Source organism: Clostridium bornimense, from assembly GCF_000577895.1.
Lineage (GTDB): Bacteria > Bacillota > Clostridia > Clostridiales > Clostridiaceae > Clostridium_AN > Clostridium_AN bornimense.
On the sequence record NZ_HG917868.1, the window covers coordinates 1874583 to 1900367 of the forward strand.

Genomic DNA, 25785 nt, shown 5'->3' on the forward strand with positions numbered 1-25785 from the left:
CTCCTAATCATTTGATACTATTGTACCAATATTTTCTCCTAATATAGCTCTCTTTATGTTTCCTGGCTGATCTAGACTGAAAACAATAATAGGAATATCATTGTCCATACATAAAGAAGAAGCAGTAGAATCCATAACTTGTAATCCTTTTTGTAATACTTCTATGAAGGATAATTTCTCAAATTTAGTAGCATCTTCAAATTTGTGTGGATCCTTATCATATACTCCATCAACTTTTTTTGCAAGAAGTATAGCTTCTGCTTCAATTTCTGCTGCTCTTAATGAAGCTGCAGTATCAGTTGAGAAATATGGGTTCCCTGTTCCAGATCCAAATATAACAACTCTTCCCTTTTCTAAGTGTCTCATAGCCTTTCTTCTTATATATGGCTCTGCTAATTGTCTCATTTCAATAGCAGTTTGAACTCTTGTATGAACCCCTATTCTTTCTAAGGAATCTTGTAGAGCTAATGCATTAACACAAGTAGCTAGCATTCCCATATAGTCTGCAGTAGTTCTATCCATATCTCCGCCTTCTCTACCTCTCCATATGTTTCCGCCACCTACAACGGCACCAACTTCTACACCCATATCTACTAATTCTTTTATTTCTTTTGCTATTCTATTAGTAACCTCGAAATCAATTCCAAAGCCATTTTCCCCGGCTAAAGCTTCACCTGAAAGCTTTAACATAACTCTTTTATATTTTATAGTCTCCACAAAACTTCCTCCTAAAAGAATAATAACATCTTAAAAAAAGAGAACACTGGGTGTTCTCTTTATGCTTTACTACTTACCAGCGTTCATTTGTCTTTGAACTTCTTCAGCAAAGTTTTCTTCTTTCTTTTCTATACCTTCGCCTCTTTCGAATCTAGCGAATTTTTCAATTGTTATAGTAGCTCCAACTTCTTTGCTCTTTTCTTCTAAGTACTTAGTGATTGTAAAGTCAGGGTTCTTAACAAAAACTTGTTCTACTAAACAAACTTCTTTTAAGTACTTTTTAACTCTACCTTCAACCATCTTTTCAACTATGTTAGCTGGTTTACCTTCGTTTTGAGCTTGAACTCTATATATTTCTCTTTCTTTTTCTAAAGTTTCAGCATCAACAGCAGAAGAATCTAAGAATAATGGGTTAACAGCAGCAATGTGCATTGCTACATCCTTAGCAACTTCTAATAATACTGGACTATTATTTTCACAACCTAATTGAACTAATACTCCGATTTTTCCAGCAGCGTGAATGTAGCTTTGAATAGCTCCATTTTCTACTGAAAATCTAACAAATCTTCTTACTGTCATGTTTTCGCCTAGTTTTGCAACTAAAGCTGTTCTAACTTCATCTATAGTAGATTCACCATCACATTTTTCAGCTGATAACTCTTCTACAGTTGTAGCATTGCTATTTGCAGCAATTTCAGCTACTTTATTAGCAAATCCTAAGAATTCTTCATTAGCTGCAACGAAATCTGTTTCACAGTTTACTTCAACTAATGATGCAACTTTGCTATCTTCGTTAACGAAAGCTACTACTGCACCTTCTGCTGCGATTCTTCCAGCTTTTTTAGCTGCTGCAGCTAATCCTTTTTCTCTTAATATTTCAACAGCCTTTTCAAGATCTCCGTTAGCTTGTGTTAAAGCCTTCTTACAATCCATCATTCCTGCTCCAGTGCTTTCTCTTAATTCTTTTACCATACTTGCAGAGATTGCCATAAATAAATTCCCTCTCTTTCATGAATATTAAGGTAAAGGATTCTCTCTCTTTACCTTAAATTTATTATTTAGCAGTTAGCTTATATTATTCAGCTAATTGTTCACCTTGTCTTCCTTCGATAATAGCATCAGCCATTTTTGCAGTTATTAATTTAACCGCTCTTATAGCATCATCATTACCTGGAATTACATAATCAACTTCATCTGGATCACAGTTAGTATCAACGATAGCTACTACTGGAATACCTAAAATTTTAGCTTCAGATATAGCATTCTTTTCTTTTCTTGGGTCAACAACGAATAAAGCTCCAACTCTTTCTTGAACTAATTCTTTAATTCCGCCTAAGTTCTTTTCTAATTTTTCCATTTCGTTGTTTAACTTAATAACTTCTTTTTTAGGTAAAACATCAAAAATACCATTTTCTTGCATTTCTTTTAATTCAGCTAATCTTGCGATTCTTGTCTTTATAGTTTTGAAGTTAGTAAGCATACCACCTAACCATCTGTGGTTTACAAAATGCATACCTGATCTTATAGCTTCTTCACTTATAGCTTCTTGAGCTTGTTTCTTTGTACCTACAAATAAAACGTCTTTTCCTTCTTCTGCAACACTTCTTATGAAGTTATATGCTTCATCAACCTTTTTAACTGTTTTTTGTAAGTCGATGATATATATACCATTTCTTTCTGTGAAGATGTATTCAGCCATCTTAGGGTTCCATCTTCTAGTTTGGTGTCCAAAGTGTACACCTGCTTCTAATAATTGTTTCATTGAAATTACTGCCATTTCTTTACCTCCTGGTTATTCCTCCATCATGCATCTTTTGTAAAATAAACCTTGTAGGCACCAATTTTACAATGCATAATGTGTGTATTTTATTCTACAGTAGTATATCATATAGTATTTCCATACGCAATAAATATTTTTATAATTTAATATAAAAATACACCTCAAAATAATAGATATATTTGTCTATTACTTTTAAGGTGTATATCACTTTTTAACATTATCTAATCTTTTTTAATTCATCTATTAATTTATCATTTAATATCTTAATATGAGTCCCCTTCATACCTAATGATCTTGATTCTATTACACCTGCACTTTCAAATTTTCTAAGTGCATTAACTATTACTGATCTAGTTATTCCAACCTTATCTGCAATCTTAGATGCTACTAATAATCCTTCATCACCATCTAATTCATTAAATATATGTTCAATTGCTTCTAATTCAGAATATGATAATGTTCCTATAGCTAATTGAACTACTGCCTTTTTTCTTGCCTCATCTTCTATTTCAAAGGCTTTTGCTCTTAACATTTCTAATCCTACTATTGTAGCAGAATATTCACATATAACTAAATCATCATCTGTAAAATCTTTTCCAAATCTAGCTAATAATAAAGTTCCTAATCTTTCTCTATTTCCTATTATAGGAACTATTGTTGTTAACTTCTTCTCAAATTTACAATTTTCTGATTCATCATAAACACACATACCTTTATTTTCAACATTTGCTTTAGTTTCATTTATAGCTAATAATTTTTCATTATATAAATCAGAAAATTTATTTTCTTGTAAAATTTTGTCTTTTACAATATTACAATCAAAATCGCAAGATAAATGACTTCCTAATATTTTTCCTTTTCTGCTTATTATATAAACATTACATTCTAAAACTTCACTTAACAGTTCACAAATCTCATTAAATTCAACGGGGTCAGTTCCTGTTTTTTGAAGAATTCTATTTAACTTTCTAGTTTTAGTTAATAGCGAACCCATAATTCTCCTCCTATCTTAATATTAAAATAATAGTATGATAAATATTATAATTTTACAAATATTTCGATTATTTTATCTTATAATTATATCATACAAGCCTTTGATAAACAAGATAATGGAGTTTTAAACAGGCTGTTCCTCTATATTTTTACATTCTTCGTTAGTACATTGTAGATAATTCCCTTTAGATTTTGAATATTTCTTAACCATGTTTCCACCACATTTAGAACATTTCTTTTCACTTGGCTCAAACCAGCTTACAAAATCACAATCTGGATATCCGGAACATCCATAAAATTTACGTCCTTTTTTACTTTTCTTTGCAACAATCTTTTTACCACACTTAGGACATGGTACATCAATTTCTTCTACAATAGCTTTTGTATTTTTACATTCAGGATATCCTGGACATGCTAAAAACTCTCCAAATCTTCCTGATTTAATAACCATATTTCTTCCACACTTATCACATATTACATCTGATACTTTGTCTTCTATTGTAATTTTACTAAGTTCTTTTTCAGCTTTCTCAATATCTACTTTTAACGGAGTAAAGAATTCTTCTACAATCTTTTTCCACTCCATAGTTCCTTCTTCGACATTATCTAGCTTTTCTTCCATATGAGCTGTAAATTCAGCATCCACTACTCTTTGAAAATATTGCTCCATTATTGAGTTAACTATATTTCCAAGCTCTGTAGGAATTAATGTCTTTTTTTCTCTCTCAACATACTTTCTATCCAATAATGTAGATATTATTGGTGAATAAGTACTCGGTCTACCTATACCATTTTCCTCAAGTGTTTTAACTAAACTAGCTTCTGAAAATCTTGGAGGTGGTGTAGTAAAATGTTGCTTTCCATCTATTGATTTTGACTTAAGAACATCTCCTTCTTCTATCTCTGGAATTTTAACACTCTCAGCTTCACTTTCTGTACTATAAGTATATAACTTCATAAATCCATCAAAATTTATTGTAGATCCACTAGCTCTAAATTGATATCCATTATTATCAATTACTATAGATATACTATCCATTATACATGAAGCCATTTGTGATGCCATAAATCTACTCCAAATTAAGTTATATAACTTATATTGTTCTGGCTTTAACTGACCTTTTAATTTTTCTGGTGTAAGTGTTGCATCAATATAAGTAGGTCTTATTGCTTCATGAGCATCTTGAGAATTTTTCTTTCCTTTATAAACTCTCTTTTCTTTAGGAATATATTCTTTTCCATAACTCTCTTCTATAAAAGATAAAGCTGCTGCTTGGGCTTCATCTGAGATTCTTACAGAATCTGTTCTCATATAAGTTATAAGAGCTACTGTACCATGACCTTTTATATCTATACCTTCATATAATTGTTGTGCTACTGACATAGTCTTCTTTGTAGAAAAATTTAATTTCTTATATGCATCTTGTTGTAATGTAGATGTAGTAAACGGTGGTAATGGATTTTTGTTTTTCTTAGACTTTTTAACTGTTTTTACATTAAATTCATCATTACTAACTGTTGATATTATTTTATCTACATCTTCTTTACATTTTAATTCTATTTTTTTACCATTGTAATTTGATAATTTAACTTGCAATGGGCTCTTTTTATTTCCAACTTTGTATAATTCAGCTTCTATTGTCCAGTATTCTTCTTCTTTAAAATTCTCAATTTCTACTTCCCTATCGCATATTATTTTAAGTGCAACAGATTGAACCCTTCCTGCTGAAAGTCCCCATTTTACCTTTCTCCATAAAATAGGACTAATTTCATAACCTACTAATCTATCTAATACTCTTCTTGCTTGTTGAGCATCAACTAAATTCATATTAACTTTTCTTGGTTCTTTTATTGCCTTTTTTATGGCAGTCTTCGTTATTTCATTAAAAACTATTCTACAATCATCATCCTCTGAAAGCTTCAAAATATTACTTAAATGCCATGAAATTGCCTCTCCTTCACGATCGGGGTCAGTTGCAAGATATACTCTATCGCTTTTTTTCGCTAACTTTCTAAGTTTATCCAACAATTCCCCTTTTCCTCGTATTGTAATATACTTAGGCTCATAGTTATTTTCTACATCTACTCCTAATTGACTTTTTGGCAAATCTCTAACATGACCCATTGAGGCTTCAACAATATAATTAGCTCCTAAATACTTTTTTATAGTCTTAGCTTTTGCAGGAGACTCAACTATAACTAAGTTGCTACCCATAAACTCCCCTCCAGACATTCATCACTTTTATTTAATTTATTAATTATTCTTTATATAATAACTATTTCCAATTACTGTTACAAGTTTTTTTGCTTGCAATTCAAATAATACATTATATATTCCTGGGATGTCAACCTTAACAATACTTGTTAAATCATCTATATGCATCGGATTATTGCTAAGTACGCCTAAAATTCTTTCTTCTACATTAGTTAATCTTAACATTTTTTTATTATCTATACAAAAAACATCTTTTAATGTATTTCTATCTACATAAGGTATTGCACCATCATATATAAGTCTATTTACACCCCTACTATTATTAGATGTTATTGGATTAGGTACTGCAATAATTTCTCTTCCACTATCTAATCCATGTGTAACTGTTATTAAACTACCACTTTTCTCTGCAGCTTCTATAACAATTATTCCATCACTTATTCTTGCTATTACCTTATTTCTTGCTGGAAAGTTGAATTTTAATGGAGGTGTTCCTGGATAAAATTCAGATATTACCAAACCTTTTTTATAAAGAGCTTTATATAAGTATTCATTACTAACAGGATAAATTTTATCTATTCCACAACCTATAACTCCTACAGTATATCCACCAAATTTAATTGCATATCTGTGTGCTAATTCATCTATTCCTGTAGCTAATCCACTTACTATATTTATCCCCGATTTAACTAATTCATCTACAATCTCACCAGTTACCCTCCTTCCATAATCACTATTTTTTCTAGATCCTACAATAGATGCACTTGTATTATTAATATTTGATATATCTCCTATATAAAATAAATTACTTGGACTATCTTTAAAATTATTAAGTTGCTGTGGAAAATCTTTTTCATAACAAGATATTATTTTAGCCCCTATTTTATCCATCTTTTTTAGCGTTTCCTTATGTTTCTCTAAATCCATATGTTCTTTAGCTGAATTATAAGATCTAGTAGCTATTCCTATATAATTATCGTCCCCTAATAAATGCATATAAACAGCTTCTTCACTTTCTAAATTCTCTAATAACCTTCTTTTAAATTCATATTTCATATTTAAAGATGCAAACCACACCTTATATAAATCATCATTATTCATATAACATCTCCACTAATAAATCTTCTATAATTAATAGCTTCTATTAACTCATCCTTACCAACATCCATTTTTCTTTTATAATCACTAATAGTTCTAGCTAATTTTAGTATCTTATTTTTACCTCTATAGGATATATCTTTATCCATAGCAAAGTTATTCAAGAACGCCTCTAATTCCGACGATAGCCTGCAAATTTCTATCAAATCATCACTATTATTATTTGAATCTTTTTTAAATCTTAAATTATTCTTCCTTTCCTCTTGTATATCTCTTATCTCCTTAATTTTCTCTTTTATCTCCTCAGAACTCTTTCTATAACTGCTTTTAATTCCCGACTTATTCCTACATTGTATAAACATATCCATTCTATCTAATATAGGACCTGATATCTTGTGTAAATATCGCTTTATTTCTGCTTCTCCACAAGTACACATTCTTTCTCCAGTATTGAAAAAGCCACAGGGACACGGATTCATAGATGCTACAAATATAAAATCACTTGGCATCTCTGTTCTGTTAGCTCCTCTAGTTAAAACAACCTTTTTAGACTCTAACGGTATCCTTAACGCCTCTATAACCTTTGGACTAAATTCTAGTAACTCATCAAAGTATAACACTCCGTTATGAGCTAATGTAACTTCTCCTGGTACATTTTTGCTTGTTCCACCAATTATTGATGTTAGAGTTGCAGTACTATGGGGGCCTCTAAACGGTGGATCTTTCTTTATTCCTGATACACCACTTAAAGAAGAATGTATTCTTGTCACTTCTAAAGCTTCTTCATAGGTAAGCTCAGGAAGAACTGTTTTTATTCTTTCTGCAACCATTGTCTTTCCACTTCCCGGTGCTCCCCAAAGTAAAAAATTATGTTTTCCTCCTATAGCAATTTCTATTGCCCTTATAATAGATTCTCCATTTTCTATTTCACTAAAATCCATGTTATATACTGAATCTTCATAAAAAATTTCTTCTTTAAAAGGCTCTTTATTATTCATATATATAAAATCTGTTACTTCCCTTAAAGTTGAAAATCCAAAAATTTCCGTTTTCTCTACTAGAGATGCCTCTCCACAATTTTTATTAGGAACGATAAATTTATATATTCCACTTTTTACACCACTTGTTACTATTGATAAAGCTCCCGATACTTCTCTTATCTCGCCAGTTAGAGATAATTCTCCAAAAGCTAAGAATTTATGTATATTTCTTTTAGATATTTGGTTAGATTTACTAAGAATAGCTAACGCTATAGGCAAATCTAATAATGTTCCACCCTTTTTTATATTACTTGGAGATAAATTAATTATTATTCTACCTAAAGGAAATTGAAATCCACTGTTTATAATAGCACTTCTAACTCTTTCTTTTGCTTCTCTTACAGATTGTTCTGGCAGTCCCACTATAATAAAGGATGGTAAGCCCCTTAGTATCTCTACTTCTACTGTAACTAATTCACCATTAATCCCATTCAATACGGCAGTTTTAACCACATATATCACCTCTTTAATTAAGTATTGTCAAAATATATATTAATAATCAAATTGCTATATATTTTTTACTATGCTAAAATATTTTTATTCTTAATCTTAGAGGTATAAATATGAAAAAGTGTAATAAAGATATAGGGGACTACGGAGAGAAACTATGTAAAGATTATCTAACATCTATAGGGTATAAAATTTTAGAGGAAAAATTTAAAATAAAAACAGGTGAAATAGACCTTATAGCCATAGATAAGAACATTCTATGCTTTATAGAAGTAAAAAGTAGATTTAACAATAAATTTGGTAGACCTTTGGAAGCAGTAACTATATCCAAACAAAATAAAATATATAAAACTGCACAATATTATCTATTAAAACACCCTAATTTAGATATGAATTGCAGATTTGATGTTGTAGAAGTTAATTTTGACCTTGAAAAATCAACACATAAAATTAACTTAATAGAAAATGCATTTTATATAAACTAATAATCAATTCACAATTGACAAGGCACAATTAAGGTTATTTTTCCCTAAAGGGAAAAAATTATAGTCCTGCGGACAGCCAGTGTAGTTGTTGATAAGCAACGAATTTTAACATTTTCATATGGCTTATGTATTACAACTTTCACCACCACTTAACTACAACAGATACTAATATAAACTTTAATCATACTTTCTAATACAAAGCAGATATACTCAAAGCTATATGAAAGTGCAACTTTCATTAATCCTATGTAACACTATATAATGCTCTCGTTATAATATATGAAATAACTCTTTATAATAAACTAATGACATGATACTTATAATCTCAGAAATTCCGTAGAAATTTCCACATTAATTGCTAATTGTGAATTGTGAATTCGATACAATCTTTCTGTGCTCTAAAAAATAAAACCCGCAGATTGTGATATTTCTATCTACACCTACAGGTTATTTATTCATAATTATATTCAGATTTAAATATCATTTATTTCCTAATATCTAGGATATACTATATAAAATTCTTTATAAATGATCTTCTATGTATATCACATGGTCCATACTGTTTTATTCCTTCAATATGATCTTTTGTTCCATATCCAGCATTATGTTCAAAACCATAATAAGGATATTTCTCACTATACTTCTTCATTAGGTTATCTCTATATACTTTTGCTAAAATTGATGCACATGCTATAGCTATAGATTTATCATCACCTTTTACTACAAATCTATTATCTGTATCTATATATTTTACCGGATATCCATCAGATAATACTAGGTCAACTTTTTTATTTAAACCTTTATATGATCTAAATAAAACTTCATTATTACAATATCCTATACCCTTACTATCAATATCTTTTTCACTTATTTCATATATACAATAAGCTATAGCTTCCTTCTTAATTATTTCGCTAAGTTCTTCTCTTTTTTCTTCTGTAAGCTTCTTAGAATCACGAACACCTAAAAGATTTCTATTCGTATAGTCTACAATAACCGCCGCTCCAACAATAGGGCCTGCTAATGGACCCCTCCCTACTTCGTCTACGCCACAAATCACTAAATCTTTTCCATATGATAAATCAAAACTATACATCAAGTGCATTTTCTTTAAAGCTTCATTATGCTTATCTTTTTTATTCTTTAGTGTATTACCAAATGTCTTTACATTTTTTCTTTCATCATTTAGTAAAATCTCTATAACTTCATCATTTATATCTTCTATATTAGAATCTTTGAAATTATCTTTTATAGCTGCTAATGATAACCCTTTAAAATCCATTATACTTCAGGCCTTTCTAATGAAATCTTTCCTATTTTTCCACCTCTAAATTCATCTAAAAGCATTACACATAGACGATTATAATCTATTCTACCACCGGACATCATCATTCCTCTTTTTCTACCTATAGCATCTAGATTTTCTAGTGGATCTTCACTTAATTCTGTAAGTTTATATCTTGTCATAAGATCTTCTTGAGCAATTCTTGACAATTCGTCAACTAATTTATATCCTAATCCTTCTATATCCATAATTTCATCTTTTATAGCCCCTGTAAATGCTAACTTTAATCCTACTTCTTCATTCTCAAATTTAGGCCATAATATACCCGGAGTATCTAGAAGTTCAATACCTATCTTTGTTCTTATCCATTGCTTACTTTTTGTAACTCCTGGTCTATCACCAGTTTTAGTTATTGATGCATTTGCTATTTTATTAATGAATGTAGATTTACCTACATTAGGAATACCAACTACCATAACCCTTGTTTTTATATTTATCATACCTTTAGCTTTCATTTTATCGTGCTTATCTTTTAAAATTCTTTCTAAAGTTGGTTTTATATTCTTTAATCCTTGACCATTTAAACAATTAACTTCAAGAACTTCAATATCTGATTTTTTTAACTTATTCATCCATTGCTTATTAGTCTTAGGATCACTTAAATCACTTTTATTTAAAAGTATTATTCTTGGCTTACCTTTTGTTATAGCTTCGATTTCAGGGTTTGCAGAAGAATTTACTATTCTAGCATCTCTTAATTCTATAATAGCATCTACCATTTTCAAATTTTCTGATATTTCTCTTCTCGTTTTTGCCATATGTCCTGGAAACCAGTGTATAGCTTTCATTTAATCACAACCTTTACTTTGTAATAGCTAATACTTTATTTTTTCTATATATAAAAATAAATGGGACATACTGTCCCATTTTTTAAACTAGATTCTTTCCTTAACTTTTGCAGCCTTACCTACTCTGTCTCTTAAGTAGTTAAGTTTAGCTCTTCTAACCTTACCTTTTCTGATAACAGTGATCTTTGCAAGGTTTGGTGAATTGATTGGGAAAGTTCTTTCAACTCCAACACCGTAAGTAACTCTTCTTACTGTGAAGTTTTCTCTTAATCCACCATTTTGTTTTTTAATTACTGTTCCTTCGAAAGCTTGAATTCTTTCTTTAGAACCTTCTTTGATTAATACATCAAGTCTTACAGTATCCCCTACTCTGAATTCTGTTAAGTCAGTTCTAATTTGTTCAGCTTCGATTTCTCTTATTATATCTAACATTTGTGCATTCCTCCTTATGTTTAATTGACGTTCATAATGAGTTTTACCTCACAGAGGAGCGCCCGTACTAGCACAAAACTCATTGTAACATAATTAATTTTATATGACAAGAACTTTTTTCAGTGCACAGTCGTCAGTTCACAGTGCACAATTTTGGTGAAAATTCCTGCGGAATTTTTTAATTTTATAGCACGCTAACAATATTTCTTATAAAAGTTCAAATAAAAGATTTTATCCAAACTCTAATACTGTTTTTCATTACTTCTTGGCTTTCAAATTAATTTTACTGTCCGCGGAACTGTAATGTTTTTTTAGAAAAAACCACATTCTCATATTACTATCCACTAATAAGATTCCAATTAATTTTCATCACAAGAAAAGTCTTCTTTCTCACTGTGCACTATGCACTGTGCCTTGTGCACTGAATAGTGTTCTTTTAAAAGCTTCTTATCTTCTTTTGTAAGCTCTACCTCATCAAACAAATCTTTTCTTCTTTCTTTTGTTATAAGAAGTGATTGTAGTCTTCTCCACTTCCTTATATTTTCATGATGTCCGCTAATAAGTACATCCGGAACCTTATCCCCTTCATAATCTATAGGTCTAGTATACTGAGGGTATTCTAAAAGTCCATTGTAAAATGAGTCGTCCTTATAACTTTCTTCATTTTTAAGTATTCCAGGGACAAGTCTTACTATTGCATCTATAATAGGAATAGCAGCACTTTCTCCTCCCGTTAATACAAAATCACCTAAAGATATTTCTTCATCAATATAATTATAAATACGTTCATCTATGCCTTCATAATGACCACATAAGAAAATCAGATTTTCTTCCTTTGCTAATCTTTTTCCTTCTTCTTGGTTGAAAGTTTTACCTCTAGGTCCTAAGAATATAACTTTTCCAGGATTATTTTTCTTAACAGCCTTTATAGCGTCAATAGTAGGTTGCGGTGCCATAACCATTCCAGCACCACCACCATATGGGTAATCATCAACCTTCTTATGCTTATTTAAACTATAATCTCTTATGTTTACAGCATTTATTTCTAAAAGATTCTTTTCTTTAGCCTTTCCTAAAATTGAATGATTAAAGAAATCAAATACCTCTGGAAATAATGTTAAAATATCTATTCTCACATCCAAAACTCCAAATCTCTAATTAAGATAGTCTTATCTTCTATATTTATATCTAGAACTATTCCTTCCAAAGCTGGCACTAAAAAATCCTCTCCATTTTTCTTTGCCCAGTATACATCATTAGATCCTGTAAAGATAACATCCTTAACCTTACCATGTTCATCTCCATTTTCACTTTTTAATGTACATCCTATCAAATCACAGACAAAGTATCTATCCTCCGGTAATTCTATAGCATCTTTTCTATGGATTTTTATAAGCTTTTCCTTATATCTTATAGCTGTATCCATATCATCAATACCTTTTAATTTAAGTATTACCTTTTGAGGTTGAATTTTAACATTTTCTACTTCATAAGTTTTATCATCAATCATTACTTCTTTAAGTTCTTTAAATCTATTAATATCTTCACTATAAGAAATAACTTTAACTTCACCTTTGACACCATGAGTAGTAGATATCTTTCCAATTGTAAATATTTCTTTCATAGTTTATCTCAACTCCTTTTAGGATTATAATTTTCAAAGTCAGCTTATTTAATTCACAATTCTCTATTGATATTTCATAATCATATTTTAAATTTAAGTTTCCTCAAAGAAAAATAATATAAATTAGAAATTGAATATTGTGAATTTTCTCCATATTTAAATAAGGCTGAAGCACATTTATTGTGCACCAGCCTCATTATTATACTATATCAACAACTACTTTTTTATTTTCTTTCATAGCTGCTGCCTTCACAACATTTCGAATTGCCTTAGCAATCCTACCTTGTTTCCCTATGACTTTACCCATATCTTCTTCTGCAACTTTAAGTTCCAAAATTATGGCATCGTCTTTTACTATTTCTTTTACTTCAATGTATTCCGGGTAGTCAACTAAAGACTTAGCAATAGTTTCTAGCAATTCTTTCATACTACACACCTCCGGAGTACTATTTAACTATACCAGCGTTAGTTAAAAGCTTCTTAACTGTATCTGTTGGTTGTGCACCATTTTTGATCCACTTTTCAGCTTTTTCAGCATCGATTTTAACTGTCATTGGTTCAGTTGTTGGGTTGTAGTATCCTACTTCTTCGATGAATCTTCCATCTCTTGGAGATCTTGAATCAGCTACTACTATTCTATAGAAAGGAGCTTTGTGTGCACCCATTCTTTTTAATCTCATCTTTACTGCCATGTCTATTTCACCTCCTTTAAAGGTATATTTATATATTAAAATGGTAATTTACCACCCAATAAGCTACCTAGGCCTTTTCCTTTGCCTTTCATCATTTGTCCAAATAAGCCTTTTCCACCCTTCATTTGTTTCATCATTTTTTTCATCATATCATATTGTTTCAAAAGCTTATTTACATCTGTTATGCTTACACCTGACCCATTAGCTATCCTTTTCTTTCTAGAGTTATTTTTCTCTACAAGAGCTGGATTTCTTCTTTCCTTAACTGTCATAGAATAAATAATTGATTCCATCTTTTTAAGTTCTTTTTCACCTTTAGCTAATGCATCGTCACCAATAGCATTTTTATCTATACCTGGCATCATTTCTAACATCTTACTCATAGGACCCATTTTCTTCATTTGTTCCATGGACTTTAAGTAATCTTCTAAAGTGAATTCCGCTTTCATCATTTTTTCAGCTAATTCAGTTGCATCTTTTTCATCGATAGCAGCTTGAGCTTTCTCAATTAATGAAAGTACATCACCCATTCCTAAAATTCTTGATGCCATTCTATCTGGATGGAACACTTCAAGATCGCTCATCTTTTCCCCTACACCAATAAGCTTAATAGGCTTACCAGTTATAGCTTTTATAGATAACGCAGCTCCCCCTTTAGTATCACCATCTAGCTTCGTTAACACAACTCCACCTACATCTAAGGCTTCATCGAAGGTCTTTGCTACATTAACAGCTTCTTGCCCAGTCATAGCATCTACTACTAATAATATCTCTGATGGCTTAACTGCAGCTTTAATTTCTTTAAGCTCCTCCATCATTTCTTCATCAATTTGAAGTCTACCAGCAGTATCGATTATAACTACGTTTAATCCTTCTTTTCTTGCATGGTTTACACCTGCTTTTGCTATGTCTACCGGAGATACTTTATCTCCCATAGAAAACACTGGAATATCTATTTGTTTTCCTATTACCTCTAATTGCTTTATTGCCGCTGGTCTATAAACGTCACAAGCTACTAATAGAGGTCTCTTATTCTTTTTTCTAAGATGTAATGCTAGTTTCCCACTTATAGTTGTTTTACCGGCCCCTTGAAGTCCTGCCATCATTACTACACAAAGACCAGATTCTATATTTAACTCTGCTTCATTACCACCCATTAAGTTAGTAAGTTCATCGTTAACTATCTTTACAACCATTTGCCCAGGAGTTAAACTTTCCATTACTTCTGAACCTGTTGCTTTCTCACTTACAGTTTTTATGAAGTCTTTAACTAACCTGAAGTTAACATCTGCTTCTAATAAAGCTCTTTTAACTTCTTTCATAGCTTCCTTTATATCTGCTTCACTTAACTTTCCTTTACCTTTTAATTTTTTGAAAGTTTCCTGAAGTTTTGCTCCTAATCCTTCAAAAGCCATGGTACACCTCCTATACCCCGTGATCTACAATGATTTTCATCAGATCACTTATTTTTTTATTTACATCTATATTATCGCTTATTTCTTTAATTTCGCCAAGTTTTTTTAATAAAACTTTATCTTGCTTCTTCATATCTTCTTGTAATTTTAAAAGATTTAATTTTTCCTCATATGTATTAAGTAACTTATTACATCTTTTAATATTATCATGAATCGCTTGTCTACTGGTATTATTTATTTCCGAAATTTCTGCTAAAGAATAATCTTCATTATAGTATAAATTCATTATATCTCTTTGCTTCTCAGTTAATAATTCACCATATATATCAAGTAGCATTGAAATTTCAAATCTGTTTCCCATAACCTCTCACCGTAGACAATGATAACAGATGTTTTGAAAGGTGTCAAGTATTTTTACTTAACACCTTTTTTTATTATTAGAATATAGCCTCTGCAAACTCCTTAGCATCAAATTCTTGAAGATCATCAATACCTTCTCCAACACCAATTAGTTTTACTGGGATTCCGAGTTCATGTTTAACAGATATAATAACTCCACCTTTTGAACTACCATCAAGTTTTGTTATAACTAAGCCATCTATTTTACATATCTCATTAAAAGTTTTTGCTTGTGAAATAGCATTTTGTCCTGTTGTACCATCTAAAACTAACAGAGTTTCTTTTTCTGCTTCTGGGAATTCTCTATCCATAACTTTATTTATTTTTCCAAGCTCATTCATAAGATTTTTCTTATTGTGTAATCTTCCTGCTGTATCAACTATTAATACATCTACTTTTCTAGCTTTTGCTGCTTGAATACCATCAAAAACTACTGCTGCTGGATCTGATCCCTCTTGATGCTTAATAATATCTACTCCAGCTCTCTTACTCCAAACTTCTAACTGATCAATAGCTGCTGCTCTGAAAGTATCCGCTGCTACCATCATAGTCTTATATCCTTGTTTTTTAAGTTTGTTGCTAATCTTTCCTATAGATGTAGTCTTCCCTGCCCCATTAACACCAATTACAAAAATAACTTTAGGAGTTTTCTTTGGAGTAATACTACCTTTTTCTTCACCTAAAACCTCTGTAATTACTTCTTTCAATGCACCTTTTACCTCTGAAACTTCTTTAATTTTCTTTTCTTTAATCTTATCTTTTAATGCATCTATAAGATAAAGTGATGTATCCACACCAATATCTGATGTAATTAATGCTTCTTCTAATTCATCAAATAAATCATCGTCAATTTTTACATAATTTCCAAAAATATCATCAACTTTAGAAATTAACTCATCTCTTGTTTTTGTTAATCCTTCTTTTAATTTTTGAAAAAATCCTACCTTTTTAGGTTTTTCTTCTTCAATTTCTTCCACTACTTCTTCTATTGACTCTTCTACTACATTATCTATTTCTGTAATATTAACATCATCTTCTTTTTCATCAGCTTCAACAGCATTTTCTTCTTCTATATACTCCTCTTCAACTTCTATAGTTTCCTCTTCATATGCTTCATCTACAGAGTTAACTTCACCTACTGAAACTTCTTTATCACTAGTTTCTTCTACTTCATTAGCAATATTTTCTTCTACTAGTTCTTCTTTTTTCTCACCTTTAAATTTCTTAAAAAACTTACTGAACGCCATATTTTCCTCCTTATTTTAAGCACTTCTTAAATCTACAGACACAATTTTTGATACTCCCTTTTCTTCCATAGTAACTCCATAAAGAATATCTGATGATTCCATAGTTCCTTTTCTATGAGTTATAACTATAAATTGTGTTCCTTCTGAAAACTTTCTTAGAAAATCTGCATATCTATTTACATTAGCATCATCAAGAGCCGCTTCAATCTCGTCTAGAATACAGAATGGAGTTGGTTTCATCTTTAGTATAGCAAATAATAAGGCAATTGCCGATAGTCCTTTTTCTCCCCCAGACATCAAATTGATATTTTGAAGCTTTTTACCTGGTGGCTGTACGTTAATATCTATTGGAGAGTTTAAAATGTCATCACCACTTAAAACCAAATCAGCATGACCACCCTTAAATAATTCTTTAAACGTCTCATCATAATATTTTCTAAGTATCTTAAAGTTTTCTTTAAATACTTCTTCCATTGTTGATGTCATATCATCTATTACTTTAATTAGCTCCTCTTTTGATGCAATAAGATCTACTCTTTCTTCATTCATATTATTATATTTTTCTAAAGTTTCTTTATATTCATTAATAGATCCAACATTAACAGTACCTAATGAATTTATTTCAGATTTTATGTTGAATATATTTTTCTTTAATTCTTCCTCATTACCTTGAACTTTTTCAAACTCTTTTGCTTCTGCTATAGTTAAATTATATTCTTCATTTAATCTTGTAATTAAATTTTCATAATCTGAATTCATCTTAGTATACGCAATCTCAATCTTATGATATTCATTAGATTTCTTACTTAAAATTTCACTATTATCTTCAATATTACTATTTATACTGTTAATTTTTTCTTTAAGCTTAATTTTCTCAGATTCTTTAAGTTGGAATTTATTATTTAACTCTTCTATGCTCTTATTTAACTTTTCAATTTCTTCATTGTTATTTTTTATAGATTCTTTATTTGTCAAAATACTGTTATTATTTTCCTCTATAGTATTTTTACTTCTTATATGCGAAATACTAATTGCTACTTTTTCATCTTCTAGTCTTGCAATATCTTTTTCTAAATTTTCAATAAAGTTTTTATTCTTAGCTTCCTCAATTCTAAGAACTGTACTCTTATCACCAGCTTTTTCTATTTCCTTCTTAAATTTTGCAAACTCTTCCTCTTTAGATTTTATTTCAGTATCTAATGTAGAAGTTTCTTTTCTCACAGACTCTTCTTTTTCATCTAAATATATCTTCTTTTCTTCAATATCTTTTATACTCTTATTTAATGCAATTATTTCATTATCCCCTGATTTTATACTAAGAGTTAATTTTTTATTTTCATTCTCTAATGATACAATTCTTTCGTTTACTTTAGTAATTTCTATTTTATCACCATGAATCTTATCACTTATATTTAGATTTTCTTCATCAACTACTTTTATTTTTTCTAAAATTACTTCAATTTCTTCTGTGCTGCTTTGCATTTTTATCTTTAATTCTGATATTTGTTTTTCTAACTCTTCAATTTCTCTTTTTCTACCTACTATATTAGAATTTTTATTGTTAGTCGCTCCCCCAGTAAGAGAACCACCAGCATTAACTACTTCACCTTGCAATGTAACTATTCTTATTGAATAACCAGTAAGCTTTGCTATATTAAGGGCAGTATCTAATGTCTCTGCTATTATAGTTCTACCTAGCGAAAAATCTACTGCCTTTTTTAACTTTTCATTTACTTCAACTAATTCAGATGCAATGCCGACATATCCTTTTGTATTTTTAACATTATTATTTATATCAATTACTTTATCCTTAATTATATTAAGTGGTAAGAAAGTTGCTCTTCCAAGCTTATGTTTCTTTAAATAATCAATAAGTACCTTTGCTCCTGCATCACTATCAGTAATTATGTTTGAAATAGCAAAGCCTAATGCTGTTTCTATAGCCACTTCATATTCCTTTTTTACATTAATAACTTCTCCTAATACAAAAGCCTCTTCAGAAAAACTATTGATCTTATTATTTCTTATATCATTCATAATAGTTTTTACTGCTCTATTATAACCTTCATAATGATTTTCTAAATTAGTAAGCATCGCTTTATTTGCTTCACATCTTGTTATAGAATTTTGTAACTCCCTAAGAGACTTTTCTTTATTTGCTTTGTCTTTATATAGACTAGTTAATTTCTTCTTATTATTATCTAATTTACTATTAATTTTTTCTATATCCCCTATTAAAGAATCAATTTCTTCTTTAAGATGATTTCTAGTACTTTCATTTATCTTTATAGTATTTAAATAACCTTCTTTAGATGCTCTTATGCTTTCTTCTTTAGATTTTAAATTTTCTAAATTATTATTAATCAATAATTTTTCATTAGAAGCTTCACGTACTATATTAAGAAGCTTTTCTCTTTCTTCTTTTTTCTTATATATAAATTTTTCTTTTTCTATAAGATCTTCTTTTCTAGTTCTATTTAATGTATCAACTTCACCTAATTCATTAATAATTTTCTCATAAGCATCTTTTGCCTTTTTAAGGCTATCTTTTTCTTCTATTATTTCTTCTTTATATTTTTTCTCTTTAGCCTCATACTCTTCTAGTAACAGCTTTTCTTTTTCAATACTTTCTTCAAGTATTTTAATTCTTTCATTAGATAAAGCAATTGATGCATTTATTTCTTGTATATTTTCTCTCTTATCAAAATATACTTTTCTTTCTTCTTCATATTCTTTTTCAAGATTCTCTAACTCTTTATTAAATTCTTCAATTATAGCTTTCTTTTCACTTTTATCCTTTAAAAGATTATCTAATTCAATCTTTTTATCTTCTAATTCTTTCTTTAATGTATTTACTTTTTCATCATAGCCATCTAATGAATTTGTTATAAGAGTAACTTCATTTTTCTTAAGGCTATCCGATAATTTTATAAATTCCTTAGCCTTCTCACTTTCTTCTCTTAGAGGTTCTAGTCTCTCTTCATAAGTAGTAAGTATATCATTAATTCTAATTATATTATTTTCTGCAGCTTGCAGTTTCTTTTCTGATTCTATCTTTCTACTTTTATATTTTACTATTCCTGCAGCTTCTTCTAATAAACCTCTTCTTTCTTCTGGATTTCCTGATAATAAAGACTCTATTTTTCCTTGTCCTATTATAGAGTAACCTTCTTTTCCTATACCAGTATCCATAAATAACTCATGTATATCTTTTAATCTACATTTTGTATTGTTTATATAGTACTCACTTTCTCCAGATCTATATAAACGTCTTGAAATTGTTACTTGATTATAATCTATAGGCAATTTATTATCTGAATTATCTAAAATAAGTGATACCTGCGAAAGCCCTAGAGGTTTTCTAAATTCCGTACCTGCAAAAATAACATCCTCCATCTTTCCGCCTCTTAAAGTCTTAACACTTTGCTCACCTAGAACCCATCTAATAGCATCAGAAATATTACTTTTACCACTACCATTTGGACCAACTATAGCTGTGATCCCATCTCTTAGCAAGATTTCTGTTTTATCTGCAAAAGATTTAAACCCTCTTATCTCTATGGATTTTAAAAACACCTAAAATCTCCTCCTGTATATAAACTCTTATTACAGTTTAAATTATTTCTATTTTAATATCAACTAATGATATTATAGCTTTTGTAATATATCACAAAGTTTAAAGTAAATTTTATAATTTATTGCATTTTACTTGTCCCAATGATATATTGTTATTAAGATATTAATTAATAATTATTATTTGTTAATATTTATTAAATATATCACAAATTTGTAAAATTAAGGGGTGTGTGCAATGAAAGAACAATGGCAAGGATTTGTAAATGGAAATTGGTCAAAAGAAATTGACGTTAGAAACTTTATACAAAAGAATTACACTGAATACACTGGGGATAGTTCGTTTTTAAAAGATGCCACTGCAGAAACAAAAAAATTATGGGATGAAGTAAGTGAATTATTCAAAAAAGAAAGAGAAAATGGTGGCGTATTAGATGTAGATACTAAAACAGTATCATCTATAAACGCATATGACCCTGGCTATATAGATAAAACAATAGAAAAAATTGTTGGTGTTCAAACTGATGCCCCATTAAAAAGAGCTGTTATGCCTGAAGGTGGTATAAGAATGGCTGAAAATGCTGCGAAAGCTTATGGTTATGAAGTTGATCCATCCATTTCTGAGATTTTTTCAAAATACAGAAAAACTCACAACCAAGGCGTTTTTGATGCTTACACTGATGAAATGAGATTAGCAAGAAAATATGGTATAGTAACAGGACTTCCTGATGCTTATGGAAGAGGAAGAATCATCGGTGATTATAGAAGAGTAGCTTTATATGGAGTAGATAAGTTAATTGAAGATAAATTAGCACAAAAGAAATCATTAGAAGTTAGATGTATTGATGAAGAGGTAATAAGATTAAGAGAAGAAATTTCTGATCAAATTGTAGCTTTAAAAGAATTAAAAGCATTAGCAAACACTTATGGACTTGACATTTCACTTCCAGCAAGCAATGCTAGAGAAGCTGTTCAATGGTTATACTTCGGATACTTAGCTGCAATCAAACAACAAAATGGTGCCGCTATGTCTCTTGGTAGAACTTCAACTTTCCTCGATATATATATAGAAAGAGATTTAAAAAATGGAGTAATTACAGAAGAAGAAGCACAAGAATTAATGGATCACTTCGTTATGAAGCTTAGGCTGGTAAAATTCTTAAGAACTCCAGAATATAATGATCTTTTCTCTGGTGATCCTACTTGGGTAACAGAATCTATTGGAGGTATGTCACTTGATGGTAGAACATTAGTTACTAAAAACTCTTTTAGAATGTTAAATACTCTTTATACTTTAGGACCATCACCAGAACCAAACTTAACAGTACTATGGTCAACAAAATTACCAGAAGGATTTAAAGACTTCTGCTCTCAAGTTTCTATAGATACTAGTTCTGTTCAATATGAAAATGATGATTTAATGAAACCATACTGGGGAGATGACTATGCTATAGCTTGCTGTGTATCTGCTATGAAAGTTGGTAAACAAATGCAGTTCTTTGGAGCAAGAGTTAACTTAGCAAAAACATTGCTTTACACTATCAACGGTGGAGTTGATGAAAAAAGTGGTGTTCAAGTAGGTCCTAAGTTCGAACCAATAACTAGTGAATATCTTGATTATGATGAAGTAATGAGTAAATTTGATGCTATGACAGATTGGCTGGCAAACCTTTATGTAAATACACTAAATGTAATACACTATATGCATGATAAATATTCTTATGAAAGCTTACAAATGGCATTACATGATAGAGATGTATTTAGAACAATGGCTTGTGGTATAGCAGGATTATCTGTATGTGCCGATAGTTTATCGGCAATTAAATATGCAAAAGTTAAACCTATAAGAAACGAAGCTGGAATAGCTATTGACTTTGAAGTTGAAGGTGATTATCCTAAATACGGAAATGATGATGACAGAGTTGATGATATTGCTGTATTCTTAGTTGAAAATATGATGAATAAGATAAGAAAAAATAAGACTTATAGAAATGCATATCACACTCAATCAGTTTTAACTATTACTTCAAATGTAGTATATGGTAAGAAAACTGGTACTACACCAGACGGAAGACAGGCTGGAGAACCATTTGCTCCAGGAGCAAATCCAATGCATGGAAGAGATAATAGTGGTTCACTTGCATCACTAAATTCTGTTGCTAAATTACCATATGAACATTCACAAGATGGTATTTCAAACACATTCTCAATAGTACCAGATGCTCTTGGAAAAACTCCTGAGGATAGAATCAAAAACTTAAGCATTATGATGGATGGTTACTTCTCACAAGATGCTCATCATTTAAATGTTAATGTATTTAACAGAGAAACTTTAATTGACGCAATGGAACATCCAGAACAATACCCTCAGCTTACAATAAGAGTTTCTGGATATGCTGTTAACTTTATAAAACTAACTAGAGAACAACAACTTGATGTTATTAATAGAACATTCCATAAGAGTATGTAAGCTATATAGCTTTTAATTTAAGAAAGACCGCCTCTTGTATTATGAATTACAAAGGAGGTCTTTCTTCTTACATTAAATATAACTAAGGATATTGATAATTATGTCCTCATGTTTATTGAATATAATTATTAATTGCAATTAAATATCATTTAGTATATAATAATAACTAAATAATTTTTAAGGCGGTATAGATAATGTCAGTATATTTAATAAATATTCATGTAGGACATGTACATGATGAAAACTGTAATCATCACCATCATTATGATAGTAATCTAGAAAGAAAAATCAAATCTTTAGGATCATGGGCTCATATATTACCAACATCATTTGTTATTGAAACAGATATTAATTCAGAAGAAATTGCGAAGGCTCTAAATGAAGTAAAAGATAGCAATGATTTATTCTTTGTTACAAAAATTAATGATGATTTTAATGGCGCTATACATCCAAAGGCATTAGAATGGATAAAAAGTAGAATATAAATAAATTTTAAAAAGGGACTGTTGCACAATAAATTAAATCAATTTTGTGCTTTAATCCCTTTTTTATAGTGCAGTATAAATGTTAATTTAACCAAAAATACAGATAATATATATTAAGTATTTTTATATACAAAACTATTATACTTAACTGTTGTTATTAAATTATGATTTTAATATCACTGGTAAGTGCAGTCCTTTAATATATGATACCATCCTAATTATAACCACCATCAATAAAGACATATATATAGAAATACTTTTTCCTAAAATCGGATATGAAACCCATAAAACTAATGCTCCTATAATACCAGCAACACAATATATATCTTGTATAAATACTATTGGTTTCCTATTAGTTATAATATCTCTAAGTAATCCCCCACCTACTCCAGTAATAGCTGTTACAAATATAAATAATAACAAATTATATTGATTATCTATAGCTTTAACCCCCGATGATACTGTAAAGGCAGCTAGTCCTAATGAATCTACTGCTACAAAAAGTAAACTGTTTGTCCACTTTTCCTTAATAAAGATAGCAAGGGTAGCTGCAACAATAATGACTAACACAGCTCCATGACTACTAAAAAATGCAGGAATTCCTACGTTCGTTACTATATCTCTTATAATTCCCCCACCCATAGCTGTTACTATAGCTAGTATGTATATCCCTAATAAATCTAATTTCTCATCAATAGCTACATACGCACCAGACATAGCAAAAGCAAAGACACCGATGTACTCTAAAATTGTCACTGTATACACTATAATTCCACCTCTTTTGTAATAAAACATCACAAATAAATATTATATCATAATATTTGATTAACATTACAACTTTTGATATGATATCAAATATACAACTTTTGGGGGATAAACTTATGGACAATAATAAAGATTTTTATAAGATGGTATTTGCATTAGTAATACCTATTGCTTTGCAAAACTTAATAAATGTTGCAGTAACTTCCGTTGATGTTATAATGCTTGGAAAAGTAGGTGAAACTGTTCTTTCTGCTTCATCTCTCGCTGGACAAATTCAATACATTATGACGTTAATTTTCTTTGGTATAACTTCTGGTGCAGCAGTACTAACAGCTCAATATTGGGGAAAAAAAGATATAGATACCATAGAAAAAGTATTAGGAATATCTCTTAGATTTTCCTTAATCATTTCTATGGCATTTACAATAATAACCTTCTTTTTCCCTGAATCTCTTATGCATATATTTTCTTCAGAAAAAGAAGTTATAGCTGAAGGCGTTAAATATCTTAGAATTGTATGCTTTTCTTACATTTTTTCTTCTATAACTATGATATATCTAAATATTATGAGAAGTGTTGAAAAAGTTAAAATAGCTACTTTTGTTTACTTAACATCTCTAATTATCAATACAGCTTTTAACTATATTTTTATATTCGGTAAACTAGGATTTCCCGCTCTAGGTATTAAAGGTGCTGCTATAGCTACTACCATTGCTCGTATAGCAGAACTTGTTATTATAATTATTTACGCTTATAAATACAATCATATTATAAAATTTAAGTTTAAATATATTTTTAAAACAGATAAACTATTATTTAATGACTTTTTAAAATTTTCTATTCCAGTAACTATAAATGAACTTATGTGGGGACTAGGTACATCAATGAATTCTGCAATAATTGGACATCTTGGTAGTCAAGCCGCTGCTGCAAATTCTATCGCTCAAGTTACTAGACAATTAGCTACAGTAGTTGCTTTTGGTATATCTACCGCTACTGCTATAGTCCTTGGTAAAGCTATTGGTGAAAATAGAATAAACCAAGCTAAAGCTTATGGAAAAAAATTTGTGAAACTCAGTATTGCTACAGGATTAATGGGCGCCCTAATTATTCTAATAGTTAGACCTATTGCAATGGCTACCATGAGCCTTTCCTCTGTTGCTGAAGGATATCTAAGTTCTATGATGTTCGTAATGTCCTATTTCGTAATATGTCAATCATATAATACTACTATGGTAGTAGGAGTCTTTAGAGCTGGTGGTGATACTAAGTTTGGACTTTTTATAGATGTTACAACGATGTGGGGATGCTCAATACTATTTGGAGCATTAGCAGCATTTGTATTTAAACTAGACGTGACTATAGTGTACATGATATTAATGTGCGACGAGATAATAAAAGTATTTTTAACTACTTATAGATTTAAATCATATATATGGCTTAATAATATAACGAGATGATATCAGTGCACAGGTAATAGGGCACAAGGCACAGGTAAGGTTAATTTTCCACCTGTGGTTGAAAATATTATAAGCCCTTTGGACAGTAATGAAAATTGACACTTTCATATTGCTTAAGCATTATAACAATAATAAAAACTAAGTAATGAACATATAAGATTTTTACCACTACTTAACTAGAACAGGTATTAATATGCACTTTAATTACCACTTGTCATATCAAAGCTACATGAAAGTGCAACTTTTATTAGCCTCCTGTAAAACAACATTATAACATCCATTCTAATTACAAAATCAGCCTTATTAACAAAC

Annotated in this window: 23 protein-coding genes; 4 read left to right on the top strand and 19 right to left on the bottom strand. The window is 30.0% G+C overall.

Translation table 11 applies throughout. The annotated features are described in order from the left end of the window. Positions 1 to 3: 3 nt before the first annotated feature. The 7 genes from pyrH to CM240_RS08510 form a co-directional block, all read right to left on the bottom strand. Positions 4 to 717, bottom strand: coding sequence for a UMP kinase (gene pyrH, locus CM240_RS08480; protein WP_044038342.1), 714 nt, complete (start codon positions 715 to 717; stop codon positions 4 to 6). Between the two features lie 69 nt (positions 718 to 786). Then, positions 787 to 1707, bottom strand: a complete 921-nt coding sequence (gene tsf / locus CM240_RS08485) for a translation elongation factor Ts (protein WP_044038344.1) — start codon at positions 1705 to 1707, stop codon at positions 787 to 789. A gap of 85 nt (positions 1708 to 1792) precedes the next feature. Continuing rightward, complete coding sequence (rpsB, locus tag CM240_RS08490) at positions 1793 to 2494, bottom strand: 30S ribosomal protein S2 (protein ID WP_044038346.1); 702 nt, start codon at positions 2492 to 2494, stop codon at positions 1793 to 1795. A 220-nt stretch (positions 2495 to 2714) separates the two neighbouring features. Next, on the bottom strand, positions 2715 to 3491 hold the full coding sequence (gene codY / locus CM240_RS08495) for a GTP-sensing pleiotropic transcriptional regulator CodY (protein ID WP_044038348.1): 777 nt from the start codon (positions 3489 to 3491) through the stop codon (positions 2715 to 2717). A 123-nt stretch (positions 3492 to 3614) separates the two neighbouring features. Further along, positions 3615 to 5705, bottom strand: a complete 2091-nt coding sequence (gene topA / locus CM240_RS08500) for a type I DNA topoisomerase (RefSeq protein WP_044038350.1) — start codon at positions 5703 to 5705, stop codon at positions 3615 to 3617. Positions 5706 to 5744: 39 nt separating this feature from the next. Further along, positions 5745 to 6806 carry a DNA-processing protein DprA gene (dprA, locus tag CM240_RS08505; protein ID WP_044038352.1) on the bottom strand — a complete coding sequence of 354 codons (1062 nt, stop codon included), beginning with the start codon at positions 6804 to 6806 and terminating at the stop codon, positions 5745 to 5747. Next, the gene (locus CM240_RS08510) at positions 6803 to 8296 is read right to left on the bottom strand and encodes a YifB family Mg chelatase-like AAA ATPase (protein ID WP_051483767.1); all 1494 of its coding nucleotides are present in this window, start codon (positions 8294 to 8296) and stop codon (positions 6803 to 6805) included. Before CM240_RS08510 ends, dprA begins: the two co-directional genes overlap by 4 nt. A 110-nt stretch (positions 8297 to 8406) precedes the next feature. Between CM240_RS08510 and CM240_RS08515 the strand changes: the two genes are divergently transcribed. Further along, positions 8407 to 8778, top strand: a complete 372-nt coding sequence (locus CM240_RS08515) for a YraN family protein (protein ID WP_044038356.1) — start codon at positions 8407 to 8409, stop codon at positions 8776 to 8778. Positions 8779 to 9286: 508 nt separating this feature from the next. Here the strand turns inward: CM240_RS08515 and CM240_RS08520 are convergent. The 11 genes from CM240_RS08520 to smc form a co-directional block, all read right to left on the bottom strand. Next, the gene (locus CM240_RS08520; RefSeq protein ID WP_044038358.1) at positions 9287 to 10060 is read right to left on the bottom strand and encodes a ribonuclease HII; all 774 of its coding nucleotides are present in this window, start codon (positions 10058 to 10060) and stop codon (positions 9287 to 9289) included. Then, positions 10060 to 10911 (bottom strand): ribosome biogenesis GTPase YlqF, encoded by an 852-nt coding sequence (ylqF, locus tag CM240_RS08525; RefSeq protein ID WP_044038360.1) that lies wholly within the window; start codon positions 10909 to 10911, stop codon positions 10060 to 10062. Before ylqF ends, CM240_RS08520 begins: the two co-directional genes overlap by 1 nt. 87 nt (positions 10912 to 10998) lie before the next feature. Continuing rightward, positions 10999 to 11343, bottom strand: a complete 345-nt coding sequence (gene rplS / locus CM240_RS08530; protein ID WP_044038362.1) for a 50S ribosomal protein L19 — start codon at positions 11341 to 11343, stop codon at positions 10999 to 11001. Positions 11344 to 11702: 359 nt separating this feature from the next. Next, positions 11703 to 12479 (bottom strand): tRNA (guanosine(37)-N1)-methyltransferase TrmD, encoded by a 777-nt coding sequence (gene trmD / locus CM240_RS08535; protein ID WP_084485399.1) that lies wholly within the window; start codon positions 12477 to 12479, stop codon positions 11703 to 11705. Then, positions 12476 to 12967 (bottom strand): ribosome maturation factor RimM, encoded by a 492-nt coding sequence (gene rimM / locus CM240_RS08540; RefSeq protein ID WP_044038364.1) that lies wholly within the window; start codon positions 12965 to 12967, stop codon positions 12476 to 12478. Before rimM ends, trmD begins: the two co-directional genes overlap by 4 nt. 199 nt (positions 12968 to 13166) lie before the next feature. Next, entirely contained in the window at positions 13167 to 13394 is a 228-nt protein-coding gene (locus tag CM240_RS08545) for a KH domain-containing protein (RefSeq protein WP_044038366.1), read from the bottom strand. 19 nt (positions 13395 to 13413) lie between these two features. Next, positions 13414 to 13659, bottom strand: coding sequence for a 30S ribosomal protein S16 (rpsP, locus tag CM240_RS08550; RefSeq protein ID WP_044038368.1), 246 nt, complete (start codon positions 13657 to 13659; stop codon positions 13414 to 13416). A gap of 35 nt (positions 13660 to 13694) precedes the next feature. Then, positions 13695 to 15074 carry a signal recognition particle protein gene (gene ffh / locus CM240_RS08555; protein ID WP_044038370.1) on the bottom strand — a complete coding sequence of 460 codons (1380 nt, stop codon included), beginning with the start codon at positions 15072 to 15074 and terminating at the stop codon, positions 13695 to 13697. 10 nt (positions 15075 to 15084) lie between these two features. Further along, entirely contained in the window at positions 15085 to 15435 is a 351-nt protein-coding gene (locus CM240_RS08560) for a putative DNA-binding protein (RefSeq protein WP_044038372.1), read from the bottom strand. Between the two features lie 76 nt (positions 15436 to 15511). After that, on the bottom strand, positions 15512 to 16441 hold the full coding sequence (gene ftsY / locus CM240_RS08565; RefSeq protein ID WP_044039842.1) for a signal recognition particle-docking protein FtsY: 930 nt from the start codon (positions 16439 to 16441) through the stop codon (positions 15512 to 15514). Positions 16442 to 16735: 294 nt separating this feature from the next. Continuing rightward, positions 16736 to 20296, bottom strand: a complete 3561-nt coding sequence (smc, locus tag CM240_RS08570) for a chromosome segregation protein SMC (protein WP_044038374.1) — start codon at positions 20294 to 20296, stop codon at positions 16736 to 16738. Positions 20297 to 20531: 235 nt separating this feature from the next. On the opposite strand from smc, the gene pflB reads away from it, so the two are divergent. Both pflB and CM240_RS08580 read left to right on the top strand, forming a co-directional pair. Then, positions 20532 to 22763 (top strand): formate C-acetyltransferase, encoded by a 2232-nt coding sequence (gene pflB / locus CM240_RS08575; protein ID WP_044038376.1) that lies wholly within the window; start codon positions 20532 to 20534, stop codon positions 22761 to 22763. A gap of 194 nt (positions 22764 to 22957) precedes the next feature. Next, positions 22958 to 23248 carry a hypothetical protein gene (locus CM240_RS08580; protein WP_051483768.1) on the top strand — a complete coding sequence of 97 codons (291 nt, stop codon included), beginning with the start codon at positions 22958 to 22960 and terminating at the stop codon, positions 23246 to 23248. 162 nt (positions 23249 to 23410) lie between these two features. Here the strand turns inward: CM240_RS08580 and CM240_RS08585 are convergent, their stop codons facing one another. After that, entirely contained in the window at positions 23411 to 24013 is a 603-nt protein-coding gene (locus CM240_RS08585; protein ID WP_044038378.1) for a trimeric intracellular cation channel family protein, read from the bottom strand. 116 nt (positions 24014 to 24129) lie between these two features. Between CM240_RS08585 and CM240_RS08590 the strand changes: the two genes are divergently transcribed. Continuing rightward, on the top strand, positions 24130 to 25473 hold the full coding sequence (locus CM240_RS08590; protein WP_044038380.1) for an MATE family efflux transporter: 1344 nt from the start codon (positions 24130 to 24132) through the stop codon (positions 25471 to 25473). The last annotated feature ends 312 nt before the right edge of the window (positions 25474 to 25785 follow it).

What these genes read in the sequence shown, in the direction of transcription:
- tsf (WP_044038344.1), bottom strand. Translation starts at nt 1,707, where the DNA reads ATGGCAATCTCTGCAAGTATGGTAAAAGAATTAAGAGAAAGCACTGGA.
- rpsB (WP_044038346.1), bottom strand. Translation starts at nt 2,494, where the DNA reads ATGGCAGTAATTTCAATGAAACAATTATTAGAAGCAGGTGTACACTTT.
- codY (WP_044038348.1), bottom strand. Translation starts at nt 3,491, where the DNA reads ATGGGTTCGCTATTAACTAAAACTAGAAAGTTAAATAGAATTCTTCAA.
- topA (WP_044038350.1), bottom strand. Translation starts at nt 5,705, where the DNA reads ATGGGTAGCAACTTAGTTATAGTTGAGTCTCCTGCAAAAGCTAAGACT.
- dprA (WP_044038352.1), bottom strand. Translation starts at nt 6,806, where the DNA reads ATGAATAATGATGATTTATATAAGGTGTGGTTTGCATCTTTAAATATG.
- CM240_RS08515 (WP_044038356.1), top strand. Translation starts at nt 8,407, where the DNA reads ATGAAAAAGTGTAATAAAGATATAGGGGACTACGGAGAGAAACTATGT.
- CM240_RS08520 (WP_044038358.1), bottom strand. Translation starts at nt 10,060, where the DNA reads ATGGATTTTAAAGGGTTATCATTAGCAGCTATAAAAGATAATTTCAAA.
- ylqF (WP_044038360.1), bottom strand. Translation starts at nt 10,911, where the DNA reads ATGAAAGCTATACACTGGTTTCCAGGACATATGGCAAAAACGAGAAGA.
- rplS (WP_044038362.1), bottom strand. Translation starts at nt 11,343, where the DNA reads ATGTTAGATATAATAAGAGAAATCGAAGCTGAACAAATTAGAACTGAC.
- rimM (WP_044038364.1), bottom strand. Translation starts at nt 12,967, where the DNA reads ATGAAAGAAATATTTACAATTGGAAAGATATCTACTACTCATGGTGTC.
- CM240_RS08545 (WP_044038366.1), bottom strand. Translation starts at nt 13,394, where the DNA reads ATGAAAGAATTGCTAGAAACTATTGCTAAGTCTTTAGTTGACTACCCG.
- rpsP (WP_044038368.1), bottom strand. Translation starts at nt 13,659, where the DNA reads ATGGCAGTAAAGATGAGATTAAAAAGAATGGGTGCACACAAAGCTCCT.
- ffh (WP_044038370.1), bottom strand. Translation starts at nt 15,074, where the DNA reads ATGGCTTTTGAAGGATTAGGAGCAAAACTTCAGGAAACTTTCAAAAAA.
- CM240_RS08560 (WP_044038372.1), bottom strand. Translation starts at nt 15,435, where the DNA reads ATGGGAAACAGATTTGAAATTTCAATGCTACTTGATATATATGGTGAA.
- pflB (WP_044038376.1), top strand. Translation starts at nt 20,532, where the DNA reads ATGAAAGAACAATGGCAAGGATTTGTAAATGGAAATTGGTCAAAAGAA.
- CM240_RS08580 (WP_051483768.1), top strand. Translation starts at nt 22,958, where the DNA reads ATGTCAGTATATTTAATAAATATTCATGTAGGACATGTACATGATGAA.
- CM240_RS08590 (WP_044038380.1), top strand. Translation starts at nt 24,130, where the DNA reads ATGGACAATAATAAAGATTTTTATAAGATGGTATTTGCATTAGTAATA.